Origin of the sequence: Micromonospora narathiwatensis, assembly GCF_900089605.1 — a bacterium.
GTDB classification, from domain to species: Bacteria; Actinomycetota; Actinomycetes; order Mycobacteriales; family Micromonosporaceae; genus Micromonospora; species Micromonospora narathiwatensis.
This window is the reverse complement of record NZ_LT594324.1, coordinates 5,523,720-5,547,986: the sequence shown is the minus strand read 5'-3', so window position 1 is coordinate 5,547,986 and position 24,267 is coordinate 5,523,720. Positions and strand designations below refer to the sequence as shown.

Annotated in this window: 20 protein-coding genes; 14 read left to right on the top strand and 6 right to left on the bottom strand. The window is 73.3% G+C overall.

Features of this window, described 5'->3' with window-relative positions; all coding sequences use genetic code 11:
• Positions 1-124 precede the first annotated feature (124 nt).
• Entirely contained in the window at positions 125-865 is a 741-nt protein-coding gene (locus GA0070621_RS24320) for an SDR family NAD(P)-dependent oxidoreductase (RefSeq protein ID WP_091200109.1), read from the top strand.
• A gap of 116 nt (positions 866-981) precedes the next feature.
• On the opposite strand, the gene GA0070621_RS24315 is transcribed toward GA0070621_RS24320, so the two are convergent.
• A complete protein-coding gene (locus GA0070621_RS24315) occupies positions 982-1,746 on the bottom strand; it encodes a hypothetical protein (protein WP_091200107.1) in 765 nt (254 codons plus the stop codon).
• The gene (locus GA0070621_RS24310; RefSeq protein WP_091200105.1) at positions 1,743-2,261 is read right to left on the bottom strand and encodes a SigE family RNA polymerase sigma factor; all 519 of its coding nucleotides are present in this window, start codon (positions 2,259-2,261) and stop codon (positions 1,743-1,745) included. The genes GA0070621_RS24315 and GA0070621_RS24310 overlap by 4 nt, the downstream gene beginning before the upstream one ends.
• A gap of 246 nt (positions 2,262-2,507) precedes the next feature.
• On the opposite strand from GA0070621_RS24310, the gene GA0070621_RS24305 reads away from it, so the two are divergent.
• Positions 2,508-4,775, top strand: a complete 2,268-nt coding sequence (locus tag GA0070621_RS24305) for a right-handed parallel beta-helix repeat-containing protein (RefSeq protein WP_167667287.1) — start codon at positions 2,508-2,510, stop codon at positions 4,773-4,775.
• Between the two features lie 75 nt (positions 4,776-4,850).
• On the opposite strand, the gene GA0070621_RS24300 is transcribed toward GA0070621_RS24305, so the two are convergent.
• Positions 4,851-6,143 carry an acetyl-CoA C-acetyltransferase gene (locus GA0070621_RS24300; RefSeq protein ID WP_091200101.1) on the bottom strand — a complete coding sequence of 431 codons (1,293 nt, stop codon included), beginning with the start codon at positions 6,141-6,143 and terminating at the stop codon, positions 4,851-4,853.
• Positions 6,144-6,197: 54 nt separating this feature from the next.
• Here GA0070621_RS24300 and GA0070621_RS24295 point away from each other — a divergent pair, with 54 nt between their 5' ends.
• From GA0070621_RS24295 to GA0070621_RS24270, 6 genes are all read left to right on the top strand, one after another.
• The gene (locus GA0070621_RS24295; RefSeq protein ID WP_091200099.1) at positions 6,198-7,556 is read left to right on the top strand and encodes a 3-oxoacyl-ACP reductase; all 1,359 of its coding nucleotides are present in this window, start codon (positions 6,198-6,200) and stop codon (positions 7,554-7,556) included.
• 296 nt (positions 7,557-7,852) lie between these two features.
• Entirely contained in the window at positions 7,853-8,686 is an 834-nt protein-coding gene (locus GA0070621_RS24290) for a MaoC family dehydratase (protein ID WP_407940360.1), read from the top strand.
• An 82-nt stretch (positions 8,687-8,768) separates the two neighbouring features.
• Complete coding sequence (locus GA0070621_RS24285) at positions 8,769-9,521, top strand: NUDIX hydrolase (protein WP_091200095.1); 753 nt, start codon at positions 8,769-8,771, stop codon at positions 9,519-9,521.
• Positions 9,518-10,492 (top strand): BUD32 family EKC/KEOPS complex subunit, encoded by a 975-nt coding sequence (locus GA0070621_RS24280; protein ID WP_091200093.1) that lies wholly within the window; start codon positions 9,518-9,520, stop codon positions 10,490-10,492. The genes GA0070621_RS24285 and GA0070621_RS24280 overlap by 4 nt, the downstream gene beginning before the upstream one ends.
• A 10-nt stretch (positions 10,493-10,502) precedes the next feature.
• Entirely contained in the window at positions 10,503-11,465 is a 963-nt protein-coding gene (locus GA0070621_RS24275) for a hypothetical protein (RefSeq protein WP_091200090.1), read from the top strand.
• Positions 11,462-12,709, top strand: a complete 1,248-nt coding sequence (locus tag GA0070621_RS24270) for an adenylosuccinate synthetase (protein ID WP_091200088.1) — start codon at positions 11,462-11,464, stop codon at positions 12,707-12,709. Before GA0070621_RS24275 ends, GA0070621_RS24270 begins: the two co-directional genes overlap by 4 nt.
• Before the next feature lie 27 nt (positions 12,710-12,736).
• On the opposite strand, the gene GA0070621_RS24265 is transcribed toward GA0070621_RS24270, so the two are convergent.
• Complete coding sequence (locus GA0070621_RS24265; protein WP_091200086.1) at positions 12,737-13,375, bottom strand: TetR/AcrR family transcriptional regulator; 639 nt, start codon at positions 13,373-13,375, stop codon at positions 12,737-12,739.
• A gap of 76 nt (positions 13,376-13,451) precedes the next feature.
• Here GA0070621_RS24265 and GA0070621_RS24260 point away from each other — a divergent pair, with 76 nt between their 5' ends.
• The 4 genes from GA0070621_RS24260 to GA0070621_RS24245 all read left to right on the top strand — a co-directional run bounded on the left by GA0070621_RS24260 (position 13,452) and on the right by GA0070621_RS24245 (position 18,328).
• The gene (locus GA0070621_RS24260; protein WP_091200083.1) at positions 13,452-13,904 is read left to right on the top strand and encodes an SCP2 sterol-binding domain-containing protein; all 453 of its coding nucleotides are present in this window, start codon (positions 13,452-13,454) and stop codon (positions 13,902-13,904) included.
• A 1-nt stretch (position 13,905) separates the two neighbouring features.
• Positions 13,906-15,120 (top strand): acyl-CoA dehydrogenase family protein, encoded by a 1,215-nt coding sequence (locus GA0070621_RS24255; RefSeq protein ID WP_091200081.1) that lies wholly within the window; start codon positions 13,906-13,908, stop codon positions 15,118-15,120.
• A gap of 28 nt (positions 15,121-15,148) precedes the next feature.
• Entirely contained in the window at positions 15,149-16,714 is a 1,566-nt protein-coding gene (locus GA0070621_RS24250; RefSeq protein ID WP_091200078.1) for an AMP-binding protein, read from the top strand.
• A gap of 96 nt (positions 16,715-16,810) precedes the next feature.
• Positions 16,811-18,328: a N,N-dimethylformamidase beta subunit family domain-containing protein gene (locus GA0070621_RS24245; RefSeq protein ID WP_091200076.1), complete on the top strand. Its 1,518-nt coding sequence runs from the start codon at positions 16,811-16,813 to the stop codon at positions 18,326-18,328.
• 79 nt (positions 18,329-18,407) lie between these two features.
• Here GA0070621_RS24245 and purD read toward each other — a convergent pair whose 3' ends face one another.
• Together purD and GA0070621_RS24235 are read right to left on the bottom strand one after the other, a co-directional pair.
• Positions 18,408-19,655 carry a phosphoribosylamine--glycine ligase gene (gene purD, locus GA0070621_RS24240; protein WP_091202798.1) on the bottom strand — a complete coding sequence of 416 codons (1,248 nt, stop codon included), beginning with the start codon at positions 19,653-19,655 and terminating at the stop codon, positions 18,408-18,410.
• A gap of 113 nt (positions 19,656-19,768) precedes the next feature.
• The gene (locus GA0070621_RS24235; protein WP_091200074.1) at positions 19,769-21,058 is read right to left on the bottom strand and encodes an adenylosuccinate synthase; all 1,290 of its coding nucleotides are present in this window, start codon (positions 21,056-21,058) and stop codon (positions 19,769-19,771) included.
• Between the two features lie 122 nt (positions 21,059-21,180).
• Between GA0070621_RS24235 and GA0070621_RS24230 the strand changes: the two genes are divergently transcribed.
• A complete protein-coding gene (locus GA0070621_RS24230) occupies positions 21,181-22,179 on the top strand; it encodes a diacylglycerol kinase family protein (RefSeq protein WP_091200072.1) in 999 nt (332 codons plus the stop codon).
• 72 nt (positions 22,180-22,251) lie between these two features.
• Positions 22,252-24,213 carry a chromosome partitioning protein gene (locus GA0070621_RS24225; RefSeq protein WP_091200070.1) on the top strand — a complete coding sequence of 654 codons (1,962 nt, stop codon included), beginning with the start codon at positions 22,252-22,254 and terminating at the stop codon, positions 24,211-24,213.
• The last annotated feature ends 54 nt before the right edge of the window (positions 24,214-24,267 follow it).

The window sequence follows — 24,267 nt, the reverse complement described above, 5'->3', positions numbered from 1 at the left end:
TGAGTGCCGCCGCCGGTGACGTCCGGACGGGCTGGCGTTCACGGTAAGGACGGTCGACAAGTGCCGTACCGGGCGCCGGATATGGTGATCACCCTCCTGAGTCGAGAGACAGGATTGGGGAAGCGTGTCCAGACTTACCGGCAGGGTCGCCCTTGTCACCGGCGGAAGCCGCGGGATCGGCGCCGCCGTCGTGCGCCGGCTGGCCGAAGACGGCGCCCACGTCGCTTTCACGTACCGGTCGGCGGAGGACAGCGCGAAGGCCGTGGTCGCCGAGATCGAGTCGTACGGCCGCACCGGCCTGGCGATCCAGGCCGACAGCGCCGACGGTACGGCGGTGGTCGACGCGGTCGAGCGGACGGTCGCCGAGCTGGGGCGGCTGGACATCCTGGTCAACAACGCCGGAGTCTTCGCGGCCGGGCCGATCGACAAGGTCAGCCTCGACTACCTCGACCTGGCCATCGCCGTGCACGTACGCGGGGCGTTCCTGGCGACCCAGGCGGCGGTTCGGCACATGGGCGACGGCGGACGGATCGTCAACATCGGCAGCAGCTTCGCCAGCCGCGTACCCGACCCGGGCGTCAGCGTCTACGCCATGACCAAGACCGCGGTCAACGGCCTGACCAGGGCCCTCGCCCGCGAACTCGGCCCCCGGGGGATCACCGTCAACCTGGTCCTGCCCGGTTCCACCGACACCGACATGAACCCGTCGGACAGCGCCACCTCCGACAAGCAGCGGTCGCACATCGCACTCGGTCGGTACGGAACACCGGCCGACGTGGCGGCGATGGTCAGTCACCTGGTGGGCGAGGGTGGCCAGCACATCACCGGCGCGTCGATCGCGATCGACGGCGGCACCACCGCCTGATTCGCTGGCCGGTCGCAGGCCGCGCGATTCGACGAGTTACACGTTCACGAAAGAGCGGCTGTCCAACGCGGAACAGCCACTCTTTCCGTGAGTCGGCGGGACGCCGGCAGCCGGTGTCAGCGCGGAGTGAGCGCCGGGTCAAGGCCGATCGCGGTCATCTCCGGCACAGTGAGCAGGAACTCCGCGGAGGAACTGACCGCCGACACCCGCACCTGCGTACCATCCGGGCAGAAGACCTCAACCCACCGGCTGACCGTGGGGGTGGGTGGTTTGTCCGGCAGGGTGCGCCGGCCATCCACGTCCACCCGCCGAATCCGCTCGCCGTTCGGTCCCCGCGACGTCTCGCATGCCCGCGCTGCCCCGGAGCACGTCAGGTCCTCCGTCGACTGACCCGCCTTTGGCATGCTGATCTCGATGGAGAAGCGGGCCCGGATGTCGCCCCGCACCGCGAGCCCCGCGCCGATCCAACCGGAAGCCGACTGGTGTGAGAACCAACTGACCGGCCAGCTCGGGTCGGTCACGGTCGGTCCGCTCCAGTCGGCCATGTTCTTGTGCTCGGCGTCCGGCACCCAGCGCAGCCCCGGCACCTCACGGTCGATCGCCGCGAGCATCGCGCTCCTGACCCGCGCCTTGTTCGCCTCGTCGCCAGGTGCCTCCGACGACGAGGCGGCCACGATCCCCGGCATGGTGACGGCCGGCCGGTCGGTGACCACCACCCCGATGCCCACGGCCACCGCGACCACAGCCCCGGCGGCCGTCCCGTACGCGCCGAGCCGGCGCAGCCGGCCGCGTCGCGCCTCGCGAACCATGATCCCGTCGAGGTCCACCGACGTCGGAGGTGGCGCGCCAAGCGCTTCGTCGAAGATCTGCTGGTACGTCATACCCGCCTCCCGTACTCCATGGTCATTTCCTCCGTGGCGAGCAGACGCAGGTGCTCCAGTGCCCGAGCGGCCTGACTCTTCACCGTGCCGGTGCTGATGCCGAGGATCTCCGCGGTCTGCTCGACGGACAGGTCGCAGTAGAAGCGGAGGACCACCACCGCCCGCCGGCGCGGCGCGAGCCGCCCGAGCAGGTCCCAGAGCACCTCCCGGTCAGCCAGCGACGGCTCCGGGCTGGCCGGGTCGGACCGGTCGGGCAGTTCCTCGCTCACGTGCTCCCGCCGCCACGGGCGTCGGCGCTCGTCCAGCCAGGCGTGGGTGAGCATCCCCCGCACGTACGCGTCGACGTTGTCGGCGGCCCGGACCCGCCGCCAGTTGCGATAGATCCGGCCGACGGTGATGGACACCAGGTCGTCGGCGGTGTGCCAGTCCCGGCAGAGCAGGTACGCCGTACGGCGCAGCGCATCCAGCCGGGCGCTCACGAACTCGCGGAACTCGTCCTCGTCACCCGGTTTCACGGCACGGAACCTGCTGCTCGCCTCATGTCCAGGGGACGGAAGGCGACCCGCGACGGGTTGCCCGGTTGTCGCGGCAGATCACGGTTGCCCGATCTCGCCAGCCGCCGGCTGTGGCGGGCCCGGGACAGCGGGAGATCGACTGACGGGGGATGATGCATGGATCTCTCCCGGCCGACTCAGGCCCTTCCTCCTCGACCGAGGACTCGCATGCACAGACCTTCTTCCGCCGTTCTCGCCGCTACCGCCATGACGGCCAGCCTCCTGGGGTCCGCCGCTCCGGCGCAGGCCGCCGAACCGGCGGCTCTCTACGTCCGCCAGGAATCCACCGCCTGCTCGGACACCGGGCCAGGCACCCTCGCGCAGCCGTTCTGCTCCATCGGTGCCGCCGCGGCCGTGGTCACCTCCGGCCAGACGGTCGACGTCGGCCGGGGCACCTACCCGGAACGGGTCACCATCACCAGCTCCGGTACGCCGGACCAGCCGATCACCTTCCTCGCCAGCGGCGTCGCCATCCTCAGCGGCGCGACGGCCGGCTTCGTCATCGACGGCCAACACGACGTCGTGCTCCAGAACTTCAAGGTGCGAAGTGCGACCGACGCGCCCGTCCTCGAACTCGCGAACGCCTCGGGCATCACGGTCCAGGGCGGCAGCTACGTGATGGGGACCAACGCCAAGGCACCCGCCGTACGGCTCGCCGGGGTGACCCGGTCGAACCTGAAGCAGGTATCCGTCACCGGATCAGCGCTCTTCGGCGGGTTGACCATGGACGCCGCGACCAGCGACGTGTCCGTCCGGGGCGGGTCCGTGTTTGCCAGCTCCATCTCCGACAGCGACGACGGCGGCGCGGGCATCAAGGTCGACGGGCCCGGCAACACCGTCATCGGCACCACCACCGGCGCTTTCGCCGGTGCGTCGATCGAGATCGGCCCGGACGCAACCGGCACGGTGGTGGCCAACAACCAGGTCATGGGTGGCGCGCGTTTCGGTATCCACAACCGCGGGGCCGCCGGCACAGCGATCACCAACAACACCGTCCGGGATCACTGTCAGGACGGAATCCGGGTCGACGGGGCCTCGACCGGCGTCTCGGTGCAGAACAACGTCATGCTCTCGAACGGGCTCTTCGGCCAGGTCTACTGCAAGCGACCGGGACCCGGGGGCGCCGAGATCGGCATCTACGACGACGCCACCAAGGACACGGTGGTCGACTACAACAACACGTACCACCACGGGTCGCCGTCGGCGTCGGCGTACTCCTGGAACGGCACCCGGATGGGTCTCGCCGCGTTCCGCACCGCGTCGGGACAGGCTGCCCACGACAAGGACACCCCCTGGGCCAGGGACAGTGAGGACTCGGCCAACTCGGCAGCCCCCGGATATCAGGACACCGACCGGGCCGGGACCGCCCGTGCCGACAACCCGGCGGTGCCGAACACCGGCGCCGGCCCGGTCACCTACGCCGACCGGGGCGCGGTCGAGACCGTCGGCAATCCGGTCGCCAGGTTCGACACGGCGCTGGACCTCGGCGCCAACTCGGTCACGGTCGACGCGACCACCTCGACCCCCGGTTTCGTGCCGATCACCTCGTACGTGTTCGACTTCGGCGACGGCACCGTCGTCACCCAGGGCACCCCGGTCGCGTCGCACAAGTACGCGGCCACCGGCACCTACACCGTGTCGGTCAAGGTGTCCGGCAGCGACGGTCGCACCGCCAGCAGCGCCCAGAACGCCAGCGTGCTGCGGCGTACCGGCACGATCGGGCTGATTTCCCAGTACACCCTCTGGTACGCGGCCGCGACGACCGCCGGCATCGGGGTGGCGGCCAACCAGCCCGCGCTGGGCGCCGCCGCCCAGTTCGACCTGGCGGACGCCGGCAACGGCAAGGTCGCCCTCTTCTCCCGGGCCACCCGCCGGTACCTGACCAACGGCGGCTCGGTGCTCCCGCTCAGCACGGCGGTCACCTCGAGCGAGACGTTCGACCTGCTGCGGAACGCCGACGGCACGGTCAGTCTGAAGGCCGGCATCAACAACCGCTACGTGAGCGCGCCGTCGAGCACCGCCTCGCTGGTCGCCAGCGCCACCACGATCGGCACCCGGGAGAAGTTCTACCGGGTGAACGTCGCCGACAACGAGCGCACGTTCAAGGCCGGCATCAACAAGCGCCACGTCACCGCCGAGAGCGCCGGCAGCAAACCACTCATCGCCAACCGCACCGCCGCCGGCCTCTGGGAAAAGTTCACCCTGGTCGACCTCGGCAACGGACAGGTCGCCCTCTTCGCCCGAGTCAACAACCGCTTCGTCGTCGCCGAAAGCGCCGGCACCAAACCACTCATCGCCAACCGCACCACCGTCGGCCCCTGGGAAAGATTCACCCTGATCCGCAACACCGACGGCACCGTCAGCCTCAAAGCCGGCATCAACAACCGCTACGTCGTCGCCGAAAGCGCCGGCACCAAACCACTCATCGCCAACCGCACCGCCATCGGCCCCTGGGAGAAATTCACCCTCGGCTGAGCCAGCCACACACCACGACGACCGACGACCGTCCGGGACACCAACCCGGACGGGCGTCGCCGTTCCGGCGAGGGGTCAGCGTTCCAGGATGGCGGTCACGCCCTGGCCACCGGCGGCGCAGATGGAGATCAGGCCACGCCCACTGCCCCGCTCGGCGAGCAGCTTGGCCAGGGTGGCCACGATCCGGCCGCCGGTGGCCGCGAACGGGTGCCCGGCGGCCAGCGAGGATCCGTTGACGTTGAGTTTGTCCCGGTCGATCGACCCGAGCGGCGCGTCCAGGCCCAACCGTTCCTTGCCGAACTCCGGCGACTCCCAGGCGGCCAGGGTGGCCAGCACCTGCGAGGCGAACGCCTCGTGGATCTCGTAGAGGTCGAAGTCCTGAAGCGTCAGGCCGGCCCTGGTCAGCAGCCGGGGCACCGCGTACGCGGGGGCCATCAGCAGCCCTTCGTCGCCGTGCACGAAGTCGACCGCGGCCGTCTCGGACCAGGAGAACCAGGCCAGCACCGGCAGGTGGTGCTCCCGCGCCCACTCCTCGCTGGCCAGCAGCACGGTCGACGCGCCGTCGGTGAGCGGGGAGGAGTTGCCGGCGGTCATGGTGGCCAGCTCGCCGTCCGGCCCGCTGGTGCCGAAGACCGGCCTGAGCGAGCCGAGCTTCTCCAGGCTGGTGTCCGGGCGGAGGTTCTGGTCGCGGGTCAGCCCCAGGTAGGGGGTCATCAGGTCGTCGAAGAACCACCTCTCGTACGCGGCGGCGAGCCGCTGGTGCGAGCGGAGCGCCAACTCGTCCTGGGCCGGCCGGTCGATGTGCCAGCGCAGCGCCGTCCGCGCGGCGTGCTCGCCCATGGACAGCCCGGTACGCGGTTCCGCGTTGCGCGGGATCTCCGGCTTGAACGGCTGGTGCGGGCGGAACTTCGCGGCGACCTTCAGTCGCTCGCCGAGGGTCCGGGCGGAGTTGAGCTGGAGCAGCGTACGGCGCAGGTCCTCGTTGAGGGCCAGCGGCGCGTCCGAGGTGGTGTCCACGCCACCGGCGATGCCGACCTCGATCTGGCCGAGGGCGATCTTGTTGGCGACCAGGATGGCGGCTTCCAGCCCGGTGCCGCAGGCCTGCTGGATGTCGTACGCCGGGGTGTGCGGGTCGAGCTTCGAGCCGAGCACCACCTCGCGGGCGAGGTTGAAGTCCCGGGAGTGCTTGAGCACCGCCCCGGCGACCACCTCGCCGACCCGCTGTCCGGCCAGGCCGAACCGGGCCACCAGGCCGTCCAGCGCTGCGCCGAGCAGGTCCGCGTTGGACGCCTGCGCGTAGCGCGAGTTGGACCGGGCGAAGGGGATGCGGTTGCCGCCGATGACCGCGACCCGCCGGACAGTCTGCACGATCGGCCTCCTCGAAGCTGTTGCCCGAACCCTACTCGCCAGTAGGCTACGCCTATGACCGACAGGTACGCGAGCTTCGTCCAGACGGGGGCCGGTCGCGCGCTGGTCAAGCGCCTCGGGTTGCCCGATCCGCCTCGACTGCGCCGGCACACGCCGGGCGGCCCGCTCGCGCCCGGGCCGGTCCTGCTCGGCTCCGCGACCGGCGGCCGGCTCGCCGAGCCGGTCGGCAAGATCCTCACCGCCGCCGGGGTCGAGCTGGCCGACCCGGCCGCCGCCCCCGACGCCACGTCGCGCTTCGCCGCCCTGGTGTACGACGCCACCGGCATCACCGACTCCACCGAGCTGCGCCAGCTCTACGACTTCTTCCACCCGCGGGCCCGGGCCGTGCTGCCCAGCGGCCGGGTGGTCGTGCTCGGCACCCCGCCCGCCGAGTGCGGCTCGCCCCGCGAGGCGACCGCGCAGCGCGCCCTGGAGGGGCTGACCCGCAGCATCGGCAAGGAGTTCGGCCGGGGCGTCACCGCCCAGCTGGTGTACGTCACGCCGGGCGGGGACGCCGGCACCCCGGTCAGCCTGGAGGCCACCCTGCGCTTCCTGCTGTCCGGCCGGTCCGCGTACGTGTCGGGGCAGGTGATCCGGGTCGGCACCGGCACCGCCACCGTGCCGGCCGACTGGGACCGGCCGTTGGACGGGCAGGTCGTCCTGGTCACCGGGGCCGCGCGGGGCATCGGCGCGGCGCTCGCCGGGGTGCTCGCCCGGGACGGCGCCCGGGTCGTGGCGCTGGACGTTCCCGACGCGGGGGACGCGCTGGCCGCCGTCACCAACGAGATCGGCGGCAGTGCGGTGCAGCTCGACCTGACCGCCCCGGACGCCCCGACCCGACTGGCCGAACACCTGGCCGGCCGACACGGGCGGGTCGACGTGGTGGTGCACAACGCCGGCATCACCCGGGACCGGACCCTCGGCCGGATGGACGCCGACCGCTGGGACTCGGTCATCGACGTGAACCTCTCCAGCCAGGAGCGGATCAACGACGTGCTGCTGGAACGCGACCTGATCCCGGCCGGCGGGCGGATCGTCTCGGTCTCCTCGATCGCCGGCATCGCCGGCAACCGGGGGCAGACCAACTACGCGACCAGCAAGGCCGGCGTGATCGGCCTGGTCGACTCGCTCGCTCCGGTGTTGGGCGGGCGCGGCATCAGCCTCAACGCGGTCGCGCCCGGGTTCATCGAGACCCGGTTGACCGCCCGGATGCCGCTCGTGCTGCGCGAGGCGGGCCGGCGGATGAACAGCCTGGCCCAGGGCGGCCTGCCGGTCGACGTGGCCGAGACGATCGGCTGGCTTGCCTGGCCGGCGACCGGCGCGGTCAGCGGCAACCTGATCCGGGTCTGCGGCCAGAGCCTGCTGGGGGCGTGATGGCGCGGCGGAAGCAGCGGCGGGCGGAGGAGCCGGCCGAGGAGCTGTCGGTGCACGAGCTGATCGAGGGCCCGACCCAGGATCTCACCGCGGCGCGGAACGCGGTCGCGTCGGCGGGCGACGCCCCTGGGCAGTCGCCCGCCGAGACGCAGGACCTCTCCGGCCTGGCCGCCGAGGTCACCCGGGACCTGTCCGGGCCGGCCGCCGAGATCACCCGGGACCTGTCGGCGGTCGCCGGTACGGCCGTCCGGCCGGTGGCCGGTGCCGGGGAGCGGGTCCGGATCGACCTGCCCCGGATGCCGGCGGCCGGGGCGCTCTACCGACGCGCCCTGCTCGGGGCGCTGCCCGGGATGGGCGGGCGGCGCGGGCCGGAGCTGCCCGAGGTGGAGCTGGGCGTCGGCGGGGTCACCGTGGACCGGGCGCACCTGGCCGACTACGACCGGGTCTGCGGCTTCCGGCTCGCCGACCGGCTGCCGGCCACGTACCCGCACGTGCTGGGTTTCCCGCTGGCGTTGCGGCTGATGACCGCGGCGGAGTTCCCCATCCCGTTGACCGGGGTGGTGCACGTGGCGAACCGGATCACCGTGCACCGGCCGGTCGAGGCCGGCGAGACCCTGGACTTCCGCACGTACGCGGAGCACCTGCGCCCGCACGAGCGGGGCCGGCAGCTCGACGTGGTGCTGATCGGCGCGGTCGGCGGCGAGGAGGTCTGGCGCGGCGTCTCGACGTACCTGGGGAAGGAGCGGCAGGCGGGCGGCGGTGCGCGGCGCGACCGGGGTGACCGCCCGGCCTCGCCGGCCGCCTCGGCGCAGTGGCGGGTGACCCCTCGGGTGGGGACCGACTACGCCCGGGTCTCCGGCGACCACAACCCGATCCACACCTCGCGGCTGGGGGCGCGGCTGTTCGGCTTCCCCCGCCCGATCGCGCACGGGATGTGGAGCATGGCCCGCTGCCTGGCCGCGCTGGACGGCCGGCTGCCGGAGGCGTACACGGTGGGGGTGTCGTTCAAGCTGCCGGTGCCGCTGCCGTCCACGGTGGCCTTCAGCGCGACCGCGACCGGTGGGGCCTGGGACTTCGCCCTGCACGACGCGCGGTCCGGCGGTCCGCAGTTGGTGGGCACCGTCCGCTGAGCGAGGAGGGGGTTGGCGTTCCCTCCTTTCTGCGCTAAGTTGTTCTCACCTTGAGTTGTTCTTACAGTGAGAGAGACGACCCGTGAACGAGCAGGACTTCCTCGCCGCGTACGACCCCCGGAGCTATCCGGCGGTCGCGGTCACCGTCGACGTGGTGGCCCTGACCATCCGCGAGAACGCGCTGCACCTGCTGCTCATCCGCCGGGGCGCCCCACCGTACGAGGGGCACTGGGCGCTGCCCGGCGGCTTCGTCCACCCGGACGAGGACCTGGCCACCGGCGCCCGCCGGGAGTTGGCCGAGGAGACCGGGCTCGGCGGCGAACGGCTGCGCCGCGTACACCTGGAGCAGCTCGGCAGCTACGGCGCTCCCGACCGCGACCCCCGGATGCGCGTCGTCTCGGTCGCCCACCTGGCGTTCGCCCCCGACCTGCCCGACCCGGCCGCCGGCACCGACGCCGACGACGCGGCCTGGCTGCCGGTCACCGCGCTGACCAGCCGGCAGCTCGCCTTCGACCACGCCCGGATCATCGACGACGGCCTGGAGCGGGCCCGGTCCAAGCTGGAGTACACCCCGCTGGCCACCCGCTTCCTCGAACCCGAGTTCACCATCACCGAGCTGCGGGCCGTCTACGAGACGGTCTGGGGGCACCCGCTGCACGCCGGCAACTTCCACCGCAAGGTGCTCTCGGTGCCCGGCTTCGTGGAGAGCACCGGCGCCAGCACCGAACGCGGCGGTGCGCGCGGCGGGCCCCGGGCCAAGCTCTACCGCGCCGGCGACGCCCGGCTGCTGCACCCGGCGCTGCTGCGCCCCGCCCGCGAGGAGACGGTCCGGTGAGGACCGAGGAGGCGATCCGGCTGGTCGCGGCGGCGCGCGGCGACGCCGAACTCTTCGGCACCGACGCCCCGGCCCGCCGCTACCGCAAGCTGGTCGCGGCCCTGCACCCCGACCGGCTGGGCGCGGCCGATCCGGCGGTACGCGCCGCCGCGACCGACGCGCTGATCGAGGTCACCACCCGGTGGCGGGGAGGAGGCGGCATCATGCTCGGTGACTACCCGCTCCGCCGCCTCGCGTACGCCGGGGACCTGGCCGACCTGTACGACGTCGGAGCGGACCGGCTGCTCAAGCTGCCCCGGGACCCGGCCGACAACGACCTGATGGCCCGCGAGGCGCGCGCCCTGCGGGTGATCGCGGAGCGGGGCGACCCGCGCCACCTGCCGTACGTGCCCCGGCTGGTCGACTCGCTCCGGATCCGGGACGCGACGACCGGGGCGGACCGGTTGGCCAACGTGCTGGCCGCCGCGCCCGGGCTGCACAGCCTGGCGGAGGTGCGCCGGGCGTACCCGGACGGGCTGGACCCGCGCGACGCGGCCTGGATGTGGCGGCGGCTGCTGGTCGCCCTCGGCCTCGCCCACCGCGCCGGGGTGGTGCACGGCGCGGTGCTCCCCCGGCACGTGCTGATCGAGCCGGACGCGCACGGCCTGGTGCTGGTCGACTGGTGCTTCTCGGTGGTCGACGGCGGCGCGGTCCCGGCGCTGGTCCCCGGCCACGAGGACTGGTACCCGCCGGAGGTGACCGGCCGGCGGGCCTGCGGACCCGGCACCGACCTGGCGCTGGCCGCCCGCTGCCTGACCTGGCTGATGGCCGACCGCGCCCCGCACGACCTGCGCGCCTTCGCGGCCGGCTGCGCCCGACCGGCCCTCCAGGCCCGCCCGGACGACGCCTGGCGGCTGCTCGGCGAACTCGACGAGGTGCTGGAGCGGCTGTACGGCCCCCGCACCTTCCGCTCCTTCACCCTCAACCTCTAGGGAGGCTGCCATGGGCAGCGGAATCTGGTCCACCGACGTGTACGACGCCGCCGACCGCTACCGGCGGGCGACCGGCGCGAGCGCCTTCTCCTACAGCGACAGCGGAGCCCGGACGGTGCACCCCGCGCTCGACCCGCGCGGGTCGGTTCGGGAGAGCCGCGACTCCGACGAGCACCCGCAGTCGACCGCCATCGCGGTGCTGTTCGACGTGACCGGCTCGATGGGCCACGTCCCCCGGGTTCTCCAGACCAAGCTGCCGCAGCTGCTCGGGCTGCTGCTGCGCCAGGGGTACGCCCGCGACCCGCAGCTCATGTTCGGCGCGATCGGCGACGCCACCTGCGACCGGGTGCCGTTGCAGGTCGGGCAGTTCGAGTCGGACAACCGGATGGACGACGACCTCGGCCGGATCGTGCTGGAGGGCGGCGGTGGCGGCCAGATGACCGAGTCGTACGAGCTGGCGCTGTACTTCATGGCCCGGCACACGGTCACCGACTGCTGGGAGAAGCGGGGGCAGCGCGGTTACCTGTTCATCATCGGCGACGAGCTGGCGTACCAGCGGGTGGACCGGCGGCAGGTGGCCCGGCTGATCGGCGACGACCTGCGGGAGAGCGTGCCGCTGGGGCAGATCGTTGACGAGGTGACCCGGCGCTGGGACACCTACTACCTGCTCCCGGCCGGCAGCGCGTACGCCGGGAGCCGGAAGGTGCTGGACTTCTGGCGTGGCCTGCTCGGGCAGAACGCCGTCGAGCTGGACGACCTGGACGCGGTCTGCGAGACCATCGCACTCACTGTCGGCCTCGGCGAGCAGGCCATCGACCTGGACGAGGGGCTGCGCGACCTGGACCGGGCCGGCTCGACGGCCAGCGGGACGGTCTCCCGGGCGCTGGCCCGGCTGGGCGGCGGCCGACGCACGGTGGCGGCACTGCCCTTCACGCCCACCGCCGGAGGCGGAGGCGGGGTCACCCGGCTGTGAGGCACGTGATGGTGGTCGACCTCGGCTACGGCGACGCCGGCAAGGGCACCGTCGTGGACTGGCTCTGCGCGAGCCGGCCGGTGCACACGGTGGTCCGGTTCAACGGGGGCGCGCAGGCGGCGCACAACGTCGTGCTGCGCGACGGACGACACCACACGTTCGCCCAGTTCGGCGCGGGAACGTTCCGCCCCGGGGTGCGTACCCACCTGTCGCGGCACGTGGTGGTGGACCCGCTGGCGCTGGCGGCCGAGGCCGACCATCTCACGGCGGTCGGCGTGCCCGACGCGCTCGACCGGCTGACCGCGGACGGCGAGGCGCTGCTGGCCACGCCGTACCACCGGGCCGCGAACCGGGCCCGGGAGATCGCCCGGGGAGCCGACCGGCACGGCTCCTGCGGGCTGGGGGTGGGTGAGGCCGTCGCGTACGGTCTCGCCCACCCCGACGAGGCGCCCCGGGTGGCGGACTGCCGCCGCCCGGCGGTGCTGCGCCGCCGGCTCGCCGCGCTGCGGGACCGGCTCACCGCCGAGTTGGGCCCGCTGGACGTCCCGCCGGTCGAGGACTGCCTGCCCGCGTACGCCGGGTTCGCCGGGCGGGTGGCGATCGTGGACCGGGCGTACCTGGCCGGGGTGCTGCGGGCGGGGACCTGCGTCTTCGAGGGGGCGCAGGGGGTGCTGCTGGACGAGTGGCACGGCTTCCACCCGTACACGACGTGGAGCACCACCACCTTCGCGAACGCCGAGGCGCTGCTCGCCGAGGCGGGCCTGGCTGGCACCGCGCAGCGGCTCGGGGTGCTCCGGGTGACCACCACCCGGCACGGCCCCGGGCCCCTGGTCACCGAGGATCCGACCCTGCCGTTCACCGATCCGCGCAACCCGACCAACCCGTGGCAGGGCCGGTTCCGGTTCGGCCACTTCGACGCGGTCGCCCACCGGTACGCCCGCGACGTGGTCGGCGGGGTGGACGGGTTGGCGCTGACCCACCTCGATCTGGCCGGCCCGGAGCTGCGGATCTGCCGCCGCTACGACACCCTCGACCGGCTGGTCCCGGGGCCCGCCGGTGACCTGGACCGGCAGGCCGCGCTCACCGCCCGCCTGCTGCGGGCCCGCCCGGTCCACGACGCCCCGCCCGCCGACTGGCCGACGGCGGTGGCCGACGCCCTGGACACCCCGGTCGTGCTCACCTCGCACGGCCCGACCGCCGAGGACAAGCTCACCGCCGGCCGACCCACCCTCCTGCCGGTCTGATCCGGCGGCCGGCGGCACCGGCGTTCCTCACTGGGCGGGCGGGTGCCAGGTGGCGCCGCGCAGGAGCTGGTCGGCGCCGAGCCAGGCGACGTTCATCATCCGGCCGGCGGTCCGCTCCGGGTCCGCCTCCGGGTGGTCGGCGAGCCAGTCGGCCAGCGACTCGCTCGCGCCGACCAGGGCGTACGCGACGACCTCCAGGTCGGTGGCGCTCACCTCGCGCCCCCTGGCCCGGAGCGCGTGGTCGAGCATGCCGGCGACCACCTCGACCAGCCGGTTGCGCATGGCGGCCAGTTCGGCGGCGAACGGCTGGGAGCCGCGGGCCTGCCGGTAGAGCACGGCCCAGCCGTCCCGGTGCGCGCCGACGAAGCCGAAGAAGGCGCGCAACCCGCGCCAGAGCCGCTCGTCGGCGGGCAGGTCGGCGGCCGCCGCCCCGGCGATGGCCGCCATCAGCCGAGTGCCTTCCCGGTGTAGACAGGCGACGAAGAGTTCTTCCTTCGTGCCGAGATACGCGTAGACCATCGGCTTGGATATGCCGGCGTCGTCGGCGATCTCGTCCATGCTGGCAGCGTGAAAACCCCTGCGTGAGAACACCCTGACCGCCGCGTCGAGCATCTGCTGCTCGCGTACGGCCCGGGGCAGGCGCTTGAAGGCGGGTGTGCCGGACACCTTGCGAGCATACCTACTCCTGCGTAAGGTTACGCCAGAGTAACCAAAGTCGGCCCCGCTCCGAGAGGTGCACCCCATGACGGACTTCGACCCGGCCAACTTCGCGAACGTCAGCCCCAAGGAGTTCGCGCAGCTGGTCAAGTCCACCCCCGACGACAAGATCGCCCAGGTCATGTCCGGCGAGAGCCGCGGCAAGATCCTCAGCGAGGTCTTCGGCCGGATGCCGTCGCTGTTCCGGGCCGACCGCGCCGGCTCCACCAACGCGGTCATCCACTGGAACGTCACCGGCCGCGCCGACGGCGGCACCGACACCTACGAGATCGTCATCGAGGACGGCGCCTGCGCCGTCTCGGACGCCCCGGCCCGCGACCCGAAGCTCAGCCTCACCATGGGCCCGGTCGACTTCCTGAAGATCGTCTCCGGTGGCGGCAACCCGGTCATGATGTTCATGACCGGCAAGCTCAAGGCCAAGGGCGACCTGGGCCTGGCCGCCAACATCGCCAACCTGTTCGACATCCCCAAGGCCTGACGTGGCCGAGTTCTCGCTCGACCTGAACGAGGAACAGCGGGATCTCCGCGACTGGGTGCACGGCTTCGCCAGCGACGTCGTACGCCCGGCCGCGGCCGAGTGGGACGCCCGCGAGGAGACGCCCTGGCCGATCATCCAGGAGGCGGCGAAGGTCGGCCTGTACGGCTTCGAGTTCCTCGCCACCTGCTGGGCCGACCCCACCGGCCTCAGCCTGCCGATCGCCAGCGAGGAGCTGTTCTGGGGCGACGCCGGCATCGGGTTGAGCATCTTCGGCACGTCGCTGGCCGTCGCCGCCATCTACGGCGCCGGCACCCCCGACCAGCTCGTCGAGTGGGTACCGCAGTGCTTCGGCGACCTCGAACAGCCGGCGGTCGCCGCGTTCTGCACCACCGAGCCGGAGGCCGGCTCGGACGTCGCAGCCATGCGTACCCGCGCGGTCTACGACGAGGCCACCGACGAATGGGTGCTGAACGGGCAGAAGGCGTACGCCACCAACGGCGGGATCGCCGGGGTGCACGTGGTCACCGCCTCGGTCGAGCCGGAGCTGGGCTCGCGCGGGCAGGCGGCGTTCGTCGTACCGCCGGGCACGCCGGGGCTGACCGCCACCCGCAAGCTGCGCAAGCTCGGGCTGCGCGCGTCGCACACCGCCGACGTCTTCCTCGACGACGTACGGGTGCCGGGGCGCTGCCTGCTGGGTGAGCGGGAGGCACTGCTGGAACGGCTCGACCGGGCGCGTTCCGGGCGGCGCGCCTCCGGCCAGGCGGCGATGCGCACCTTCGAGCTGTCCCGCCCGACCGTCGGCGCGCAGGCGCTCGGCGTGGCCCGCGCCGCGTACGAGTACGCACTGGACTACGCCAGGGAACGGGTGCAGTTCGGCCGGCCGATCATCGAGAACCAGGCGGTCGCGTTCGCCCTCGCCGACATGCGGATGGAGATCGACGCGGCCCGGCTGCTGGTCTGGCGGGCGTCCTGGATGGGTCGCAACAACCGGCCGTTCACCGCGGGCGAGGGCTCGATGTCCAAGCTCAAGGCCGGCGAGGTGGCCGTCTCGGTCACCGAGAAGGCGGTCCAGTTGCTCGGTGGCGCCGGCTTCCTGCGCGACCACCCGGTCGAACGCTGGTATCGGGACGCCAAGATCTACACCATCTTCGAGGGCACCTCCGAGATCCAGCGACTGGTCATCTCCCGGGCCATCTCCGGGATGCAGATCCGCTGACCGTCGCCTCCCGAAGGAGTGCTGCGTCATGGACCTGCCATTCGTCGTCGCCACGCTGACCCGACGTGGACTGCTCAACCCGGGCCGGCCCGTCCGGGTCGCCGCCCAACTCGGCGCGCTGCGCAGGTGGGGCTGGAGCCTCGCCGGGGAGCTGCGCCAGGCCGCCGCGCGTGATCCGGGGCGTACCGCGGTGGTCGACGAGCACGGCGGCACGCTGACGTACCAGGAGCTGCTGGACCGGTCGGAGCGGCTGGCCCGCTCGATGCGGTCCGGGCTCGGCGTCCGGGCCGGCGACCGGATCGGCATGCTGTGCCGCAACCACCACGGGATGATCGAGGCGATCGTCGCGGCGATGCTGCTCGGCGCGGACGCCGTACTGGTCAACACCGGGCTCTCCGCGGCGCAGCTCACCACCGTGGCGGAGGAGCAGGGGCTGCGGGTGCTGGTGCACGACGCCGAGTTCGCCGAGCGGGTCCTCGGCCTCCCCGCCGACGTGTTCCGGATCGACGAACGCGGCCGGGATGAGTTGATCGCCGCCGCGATCCCCGGGGAGCAGCTCCAGCCGCCGGAGCGGGACGGCCGGACCATCGTGCTCACCTCGGGCACCACGGGCGCGCCCAAGGGTGCCCGCCGGCCCACGCCGAACGGCTTCGGCCCGCTGGTGTCCATCATCGACCGGATCCCGCTGCACGCCCGGGACGCCGTGCTGATCGCCGCGCCGATCTTCCACACCTGGGGGTACGCCGCCCTCCAGGTGGCCTTCGCGCTGCGCGCCACGATCGTGCTGCACCGCCGGTTCGACCCGACCGCCACGCTGACCGCCCTGGCGGAGCGGCCCTGTGACGCGCTCTTCGCCGTACCGGTGATGCTGCAACGGCTGATGGAAGCGCCGCCGCCGGACCCGCGCCCGCCGCTGAAGGTGGTCGCGGTCAGCGGCTCCGCGCTCCCCGGCGGGCTGGCCACCGCGTTCATGGACCGCTACGGCGACGTCCTCCACAACCTGTACGGCTCGACCGAGGTCTCCTGGGCGTCCATCGCCGGCCCGGCCGACCTGCGCCGCGCGCCCGACACCGCGGGCCGGCCCCCGTACGGCACCCGGCTGAGGATCCTGGACCAGGCCGGCGCCCCCGTCCCGGACGGCCAGGTCGGGCGGATCTTCGTCGGCAACGAGATGCTCTTCGAGGGATACACCTCGGGGGCCGGCCGGGAGCGCCGCGACGGTCTGCTGGACACCGGCGACCTGGGCCGGCTGGACGCCGACGGCCTGCTCTTCGTCGACGGGCGGGCCGACGACATGATCGTCTCCGGGGGCGAGAACGTCTTCCCCTCCGAGGTGGAGGACCTGATCGCCCGCCTGCCCCAGGTCCGCGAGGTCGCGGTGATCGGCGTACCCGACCCGGAGTACGGCCAGCGGCTCGCCGCGTTCCTGGCCCTGCGTCCCGGTGAGACGCTCGACCCGGAGGCGGTCCGCGAGTACGTGCGGCACTACCTGGCCCGCTTCTCGGTGCCCCGGGACGTGGTCTTCGTGAAGTATCTGCCGCGCAACGCCACCGGCAAGGTGCTCGGCCGCGAACTGCGCCGCTACTACGGCTGAATCCGGCCCAACGGGGGACGGACGGGACCGATCCCCCAATGGTAGTTTTCCTCCGCCGGCTGTCCCGGCAGGTCCTTCACTACCGGGAGCAGTCCGATGGTCCGACTTCGCCGGCGCTGGGCACTCGGTCTCCTTCTGGGCGGAGTCTCCGCCAGCGCGCTCGGCACCGTCGAGCCCAGCCTCGGCCGGCGCCGCGGGGCCACCCTGACCCGCCGCCAGCCCTCGCTCGTCGAGGTGGAGAACCGCGCGGCCGGTGAGCCCTGGTGGCCGGTCGGTGCCCAGGCCTCCGACGACCGGCTGCGGCAGATCCAGGGGTACGCCTCGGCGACCAGCGTCGCCCCCGGCGAGTCCATCGACTTCCACGTCGCGGTCAACCCGGCCGGCAAGTTCCAGATCACCATCCACCGGCTCGGCTGGTACGACGGCGCCGGCGCGCGCACCATGCTGACCAGCCCGGTCCTGGTCGGCGCGCCGCAGCCGGTGCCGCCCGCCGACCCGGAGACCGGGACGATCGCCTGCCGCTGGCCGGTGTCCTGGACCCTCCGGGTGCCCGACGACTGGACCTCCGGTCTCTACCAGGCGGTCTTCACCTCGGCCGACGGCTGGCGCGGGTGCACCCCGTTCGTCGTACGCGACGACCGGCGGGCCGCCGCGCTCTGCGTCGTCCTGCCGGTGACCACGTGGCAGGCGTACAACCAGTGGCCGATGGACCGGCGGTCCGGCAAGAGCCTCTACAACGGCTACACCCCGGCCGGGCGGCTCAGCCCGGCGCTACGGGCACGGGAGGTCTCCTTCGACCGGCCGTACGCCCACCACGGTATGCCGGGCGCGCTGGGTCAGGACCACGACGCGATCCAGTGGCTGGAGCGCAACGGCTACGACATCAGCTACGCGAGCAGCCTCGACCTGCACTCGGGGCGGCTCGATCCGAGCCGACACCGGGGCGTGGTGTTCTGCGGGCACGACGAGTACTGGTCGCGGGAGATGCGGCAGGTGGCGGAACGGGCGGTCGAAGACGGCGTGAGCCTCGCGTACTTCGGTGCGAACAGCGTCTACTGGCACATCCGGGTCCGGCCCGCCGGCGACGCCCGCCCCGACCGGGTGATCGCCTGCGCCAAGGAGACGCCGGACCCGGACGAGGACGAGTCCGGCCCGACGATCACCTGGCGACTGGTCGGCCCGGCCGAGCAGGCGCTGCTCGGGGTGCAGTACAACGGCATCGTCCGGGCCACGGTCCCGCTGGTGGTCCAGGCCGCCAACCACTGGTTCTGGGCGGGCACCCGGGTCGTCGACGGGGACCGGATCCCGGGGCTGGTCGGCGGGGAGGCCGACGGCTTCGACCCGACCCAACCCCGGCCGGTCAACGTCACCGCGACCAGGCTGAGCGCGTCGCCGTTCCGGACCCGCTCGGGGCGGCACGCCATGCAGCACACCCACCTCTACCAGACGCCGCAGGGTGCCCTGGTCTTCGCGAGCGGGACGCTGCACTGGACGATGGCGCTCAACCGCCCCGGGCACCGGGACAACCGGATCGAGCGGGCGACCGCCAACCTCCTCGACCGGATCATCAGCCGCACCCCGGCCGGCGACCGATCCGCCCCGGCCTCGCGGTAACCCTCGACATCCACCGGCACTCAGGCCACCTCCTCGCCTCAGGTATCAAACGGAGGCAAGGGGTAGCGGGGTTGCCCGGTCAGCTCGGAATAGTGACCTGTTCGTTCACCGCGGCGGCGGCGATATCGGTGCGGTGGTGCGAGCCGGCCAGCTCGATGCCGCGTACCAGGTCGTAGGCGGCGTCCCGCGCGGCGGGCAGGTCGGGGCCGGTGGCCGTACCGCAGAGGACCCGGCCGCCGGCGGAGCGCAGCGTGCCGTCGGCGTCCCGGCGGGTGCCGGCGTGGATGACCCCGGCGCGGTCCGCGCCGGTGATCACGTCGCCGGTACGCGGTGCCGCCGGGTATCCCTGCGCCGCGACCACGACGGTGACCGCCGCGCCGTCCCGCCAGCGCAGCGACGGGTGCGCGGCGAGGGTGCCGGTGGCGGCGGCGTGCAGCAGGCCGGCGAGCGGCGTCTCCAACAGGGCGAGGACGACCTGGGTCTCCGGGTCGCCGAAACGGGCGTTGAACTCGATCACCCGGGGGCCGGCGGCGGTGATCGCCAGGCCGACGTAGAGCAGGCCGGCGAAGGGGGTGCCCCGGCGGCGCATCTCGGCCAGCGTCGGGTGCACGACGTCGCGCATCACCTCGTCGACCAGGCCGGCCGGCGCCCAGGGCAGCGGCGCGTACGCCCCCATGCCGCCGGTGTTCGGCCCGGTGTCGCCGTCACCGGCGCGCTTGAAGTCCTGGGCGGGCAGCAGCGGCAGCGCCGCCTCCCCGTCGGTGACCACGAACAGGGAGACCTCGGGCCCGGCCAGGTACTCCTCGACCACCACCCGACCGCACTCCGCCGCATGCTCTTCGGCGACCGCCCGGTCGTCGGTCACCACGACGCCCTTGCCGGCGGCCAGCCCGTCGTTCTTCACCACGTACGGCGGCCCGAACTCGTCCAGCGCCCTACCGGCGCTGGCCCGGTCCTCGCAGGTGTACGCGCGGGCGGTGGGCACGCCGGCGGCGGTCATCACGTCCTTGGCGAACGCCTTGGAGCCCTCCAGCCGGGCCGCCTCCGCCGACGGGCCGAACACGGGGATGCCCTTGGCGCGTACCGCGTCGGCGACCCCGGCCACCAGCGGCGCCTCCGGCCCGATCACCACCAGGTCGGCGCCCAGCTCGACGGCGAGCGCGGCGACCGACGCCGGGTCGGTGGCGTTCACCTCCCGCAGCTCGGCCACCGCCGCGATCCCGGGATTACCCGGTGCCGCGATCAACGCCTCGACGGACGGATCTGCGGCGAGCCCGAGCGCGAGCGCGTGCTCCCGCCCCCCGCCACCCACAAGAAGAACCCGCACGACCCGCATCCTACTGGCCCCACCACCCACCAATGTTGATCAAGGAGTCCGCGTCTGTCCGGCTGCGGATCCGGACGCGAACTCCTTGATCAACCGCACTCCGAGGGGGGAGGTCAGGGGAGGAGCGGGTGGCGGAGGACGTTCTCTTCGCGGCCGGGGCCTACGCCCACCACGCTGACGCGGGTGCCGCAGAGTTCCTCGATCCTCGCGATGTAGCGCCTGGCGTTCTCGGGGAGCTCATCCTCGGTTCTCGCCTTGGTGATGTCCTCCCACCAGCCGTCCAGCTCCTCGTAGATCGGGGTGGCGTGGTGGAAGTCGGTCTGCGTCATCGGCATGTCGTCGAAACGCGTGCCGTTGATCTCGTACCCGACGCAGATCGGCACCTTCGGCATGCCGGTGAGCACGTCCAGCTTGGTGATGACCAGGTCGGTGACGCCGTTGAGGCGGCAGGCGTACCGGGCGACGACGGCGTCGAACCAGCCGCAGCGGCGCTCCCGGCCGGTGGTGGTGCCGTACTCGTGGCCGATCTTGCGCAGGTGCTGGCCGTTGTCGTCGAACAGCTCGGTCGGGAACGGACCCGAGCCCACCCGGGTGGTGTACGCCTTGCTCACCGCGATGACCCTGGTGATCGCGGTCGGCGGGATGCCCGCGCCCACGCACGCCCCGCCGGCAGTCGGGTTCGACGAGGTGACGAAGGGGTACGTGCCGTGGTCCATGTCGAGCATGGTCGCCTGGGCGCCCTCCAGCAGCACCGTCTCGCCGCGGTCCAGGGCGTCCCAGAGCATCACCCGGGTCTCCGCGATGTACGGCGTCAGCCGCTCGGCGTAGCCCAGGTACTCCTCGATCGTGGCGTCGATGTCGATCGCCTTGCGGTTGTAGACCTTGAACAGCACCTGGTTCTTCTCGCGGAGCGCCAGCTCCAGCTTCTTGCGCAGGATGCCGGGGTCGAGCAGGTCCTGGAGCCGGATGCCCATCCGGGCGACCTTGTCGCCGTACGCCGGGCCGATGCCCCGGCCGGTGGTGCCGATCCGGGACGAGCCGAGGTAGCGCTCCACCACCCGGTCCAGCGCCCGGTGGTGCGGCATGATCAGGTGCGCGTCGCCGGAGATCCGCAGCCGGGAGACGTCCACGCCCCGCTCGGCGAGCCCGTCGATCTCCTCCAGCAGCACCTTCGGGTCGACCACCACGCCGTTGCCGATGACGATCATCGCGCTCGGCGAGAGCGCGCCGGACGGCATGAGGTGCAGCGCGTACTTCTGCCCGTCCGGGGTGATGACGGTGTGACCGGCGTTGTTGCCGCCGGAGTAGCGCACCACGTAGTCGACCCGCCCGCCCAGCAGGTCGGTAACCTTGCCCTTGCCCTCGTCGCCCCACTGAGCGCCGATGAGCACGATCGCTGGCATCTTCTCCGCCTCCAGAAGGCTCGGGTGCCAGGTGGCGACCGGTTGGCGAGCCCGGGGTGTCAGGCTAACAAGTAGGGACGGCGGGACCGGCAGGGGTTCGTCGAGAAGCAGGAGGCTCCTTCGTGTACGACGTGGTGCTGCTCACCCTCGGCTCGGAGCGGGACGGGTCTGGTGGGGGCTGCGGCAGCGGTGGAGCCTGCTGCGGTGGCGCCGACGAGGCCGCCGACGCCAAGCCGGCCGAGCGCTGCGAGACGCCGCGCGTACCGGTGCTGGCCTGTGCGGACGCGTTGACCGCCCGAGGCGCCCGGGTGGACAGTGTGACCGCCCGCTCGGACGCCGAGATCGACGAGGTGCTCGCCCGCCTCGACGGGCCGCCGCGCCCCGACGGCCTCACCTGGCCGGACCCGGACTCCAAGACCCGGCTGGTGGTCGCCACGGCCAGCGACGGGCAGTTGCGCGCCGTGCTCCGCCGGCTGGTCCGGCGGTACGCTCCGCCGCCCAGCCGCCGTCCGGCCGACCTGGCCGGCAACCGGACCGTCCCCGATCTGCCGCCGGTCGGCGTACTCCCGCTCGACCCGGCCCGGGGCGGGACGGCGCGGGACCTGGCCGCGCAGCTCGGGCTGCCCCGCGATCCGGCGGCGGTGGCCGCCGCGGTGCTGGACGGCACGGTCCGCCGGCTCGACCTGCTGCGCAACGACGGCGGCTCGGTGACCCTGGACGGCGCGCTGCTCGGCGCGGCCGACGACGCGGGCCGACCGCTGCGCTGGCGGGCCCGGGTGGAGGTCGACGGCGCGATCCTCTCCCACGGCGAGGACCCGATCATGGCCTGCGCGATCGGCAACGCCGGCGGGTACGCCCGGCTGGACGACGTGGCGCTGCTGGCCGACCCGGACCCGACCGACGGCCGGGTCGAGGTGGCGGTGGCCGTGCCCGTGGTCACCCGGTCCGCACTCGGCCGCAAGCGGGTACGACTGGAGGTACGCCGGGCCCGGGGGCGGGCGGTGGCGGTCGTGCCGCGCGACGAGCGGGTGCCCTTCCTCGACGACGGTGTCGAGGGCGAGCTGAACCGCAAGCGGTCCTGGTGGATCGAGCCGGGCGCCTGGGCGGTCTGGACGGTCTGACCTCCGTCGATTCGATCGGACGCCCCGGCGAACCGGACGGCCTATCCTCGGCGGGAGGAATGGGGAGGAACCGTGGTGCACGAGAACGCCGACCGGGCCCACGTACGGGGCCAACCGCAGGTGCCCGAGCGGGACATCGAACCGCTCTGGCCGCCGGATCCGACCGACCCGGACGCCGCCGTCCCGCCCTGGGCGGCACCCCAGCCGGCCGCACCGGCCTGGCCCACCCCGCCCGCGACGACGCCGACCGCCAGGCCACCGACGCCGCAGCCGGTCGATCCGTCCGGCGAACCGGCCCCGGACCAGATTCCGCCGGACGCCGGCAACGGAACACCCGTGGCCCGCACGGTGCAGCCCTCGGTCGACCTGGACCTGCCGTTCACCCTCGACCAGCCGCCGGCCGGCCCCGACAGCCAGACCCCGCCCTCGTCCCGAGCCGCCATCCCGCCCACGACCGGCGGAGAGGCGGCCGGGGCGGCCATCCCGGCCACGGCCGACGAGACGGTGGCCGAGGCGGCCGTTCCCGCGGACGGGTCCGGCCCGGTTGGTGACGGCGCGACGGGCGGTGGCCGGAGCGAGTCGCCGTGGGCGCAGCCGCCGCAGCGGCTCACCAACCCGGCGAGCGAACCGTCCGGCCGTACGCCGGCATCGCCACCGGTGGAGGCCGCCGCCGGTCCGGTGACGCCGCCGGCCGCCGGTACGGCCTCACCCGGGCCGGACGTCCCGGTGACCGCCCCCGTGCCGGGCGGGCCGGACCTGCCGGCAGCGGGTGCCGTCGAGGCGACGGGCGGCCGGGGATCGCCGCAGAGCCCGCCGCGGCTCGGGCCGTTCCCGCCCGCGCCGGGCGTACCGCTGCGGCAGCCGCCGTACGGGGACGGCACGGCGTACCCGCCGGGACCGGTCGGGTACGGACCGCCGGGGCACCCGTCGGCGTCGGCGTACCCGGCGCACCCGCAGGCGGGCGGGCCCACCCCACCGCCGGGCTGGTACCCGCCGGCCTGGCCGCAGCCGGGTGCCCCCGCACCGCCACAGCCCGGCCCGCCTGCCGCGCGGCAGCCCGCACCCGCCGCCGCGTATCCGGAGCCGGTCTGGACCCCGGAGAGCGGGGCGACTCCGACGGCCGAGGACTTCGCCCGCCGTCGCCAGGCCAGACCGGCCGACCCGATGGCCACCATGGGTGTCCGGGCGGTGGTGAACCGGATGGGGCTGGTCCGGCTCCCGCCCGGGCGGCACGAGCAGGACCTGAAGCGCGACATCGAGATGGTCCGGCGCAACTTCGGCGGGCTGCGCCAGGTGACCGTGGTCAACCCGAAGGGCGGCGCGGGCAAGACCGTCGCCATTCTGCTGCTCGCGATGACCTTCGGTCAGAAGCGTGGCGGATACGTGCTGGCCTGGGACAACAACGAGACCCAGGGCACCCTGGGCATGCGGGCCCAGCAGGACTTCCACTCCCGTACGGTCCGGGACATGCTGCGCGACCTGGGGCAGTTCCAGGGCCCGCACGGCCGCATCGGGGACCTGTCGCAGTACGTCCGCTCGCAGGGCGAGGGGATGTTCGACGTGCTCGCCTCGGACGAGTCGGCGACCGGTGGGGAAATGCTCACCGCCGCCGCGTTCGCCGAGATCCGCGAGGTGGTCAGCCGCTTCTACAAGCTGATCTTCGTGGACACCGGGAACAACGTCCGGGCCCAGAACTGGCAGGCCGCGATGGACGCCACCGACCAGCTCGTGGTCACCATGTCGGCACGGAACGACTCGGCGGAGACGGCCGCCCGGATGCTCGACCACCTGGAGCAGAGCGGCCGGCAGCGACTGGTCCGACAGGCGGTGACGGTGGTGTCGATGCCGCCGTCGCGCAAGGAGATCGACCTGCCGGCGATCCAGCAGCACTTCGCGGCCCGGACCCGAGCCGTGCTGCTGGCGCCGTACGAGCGGCTCATCGACACCGGCGAGCCGATCCGGTACGCCCAGCTCTCCTCGGCGACCCGGGACGCGTGGCTGAAGATCGCCGCCGCGGTCGCCGAAGGGCTGTAGCCCCGGCCCTCCGGGACGGCAGGGACCCGAGAGGCGACGGCCGACCCGAGCCGG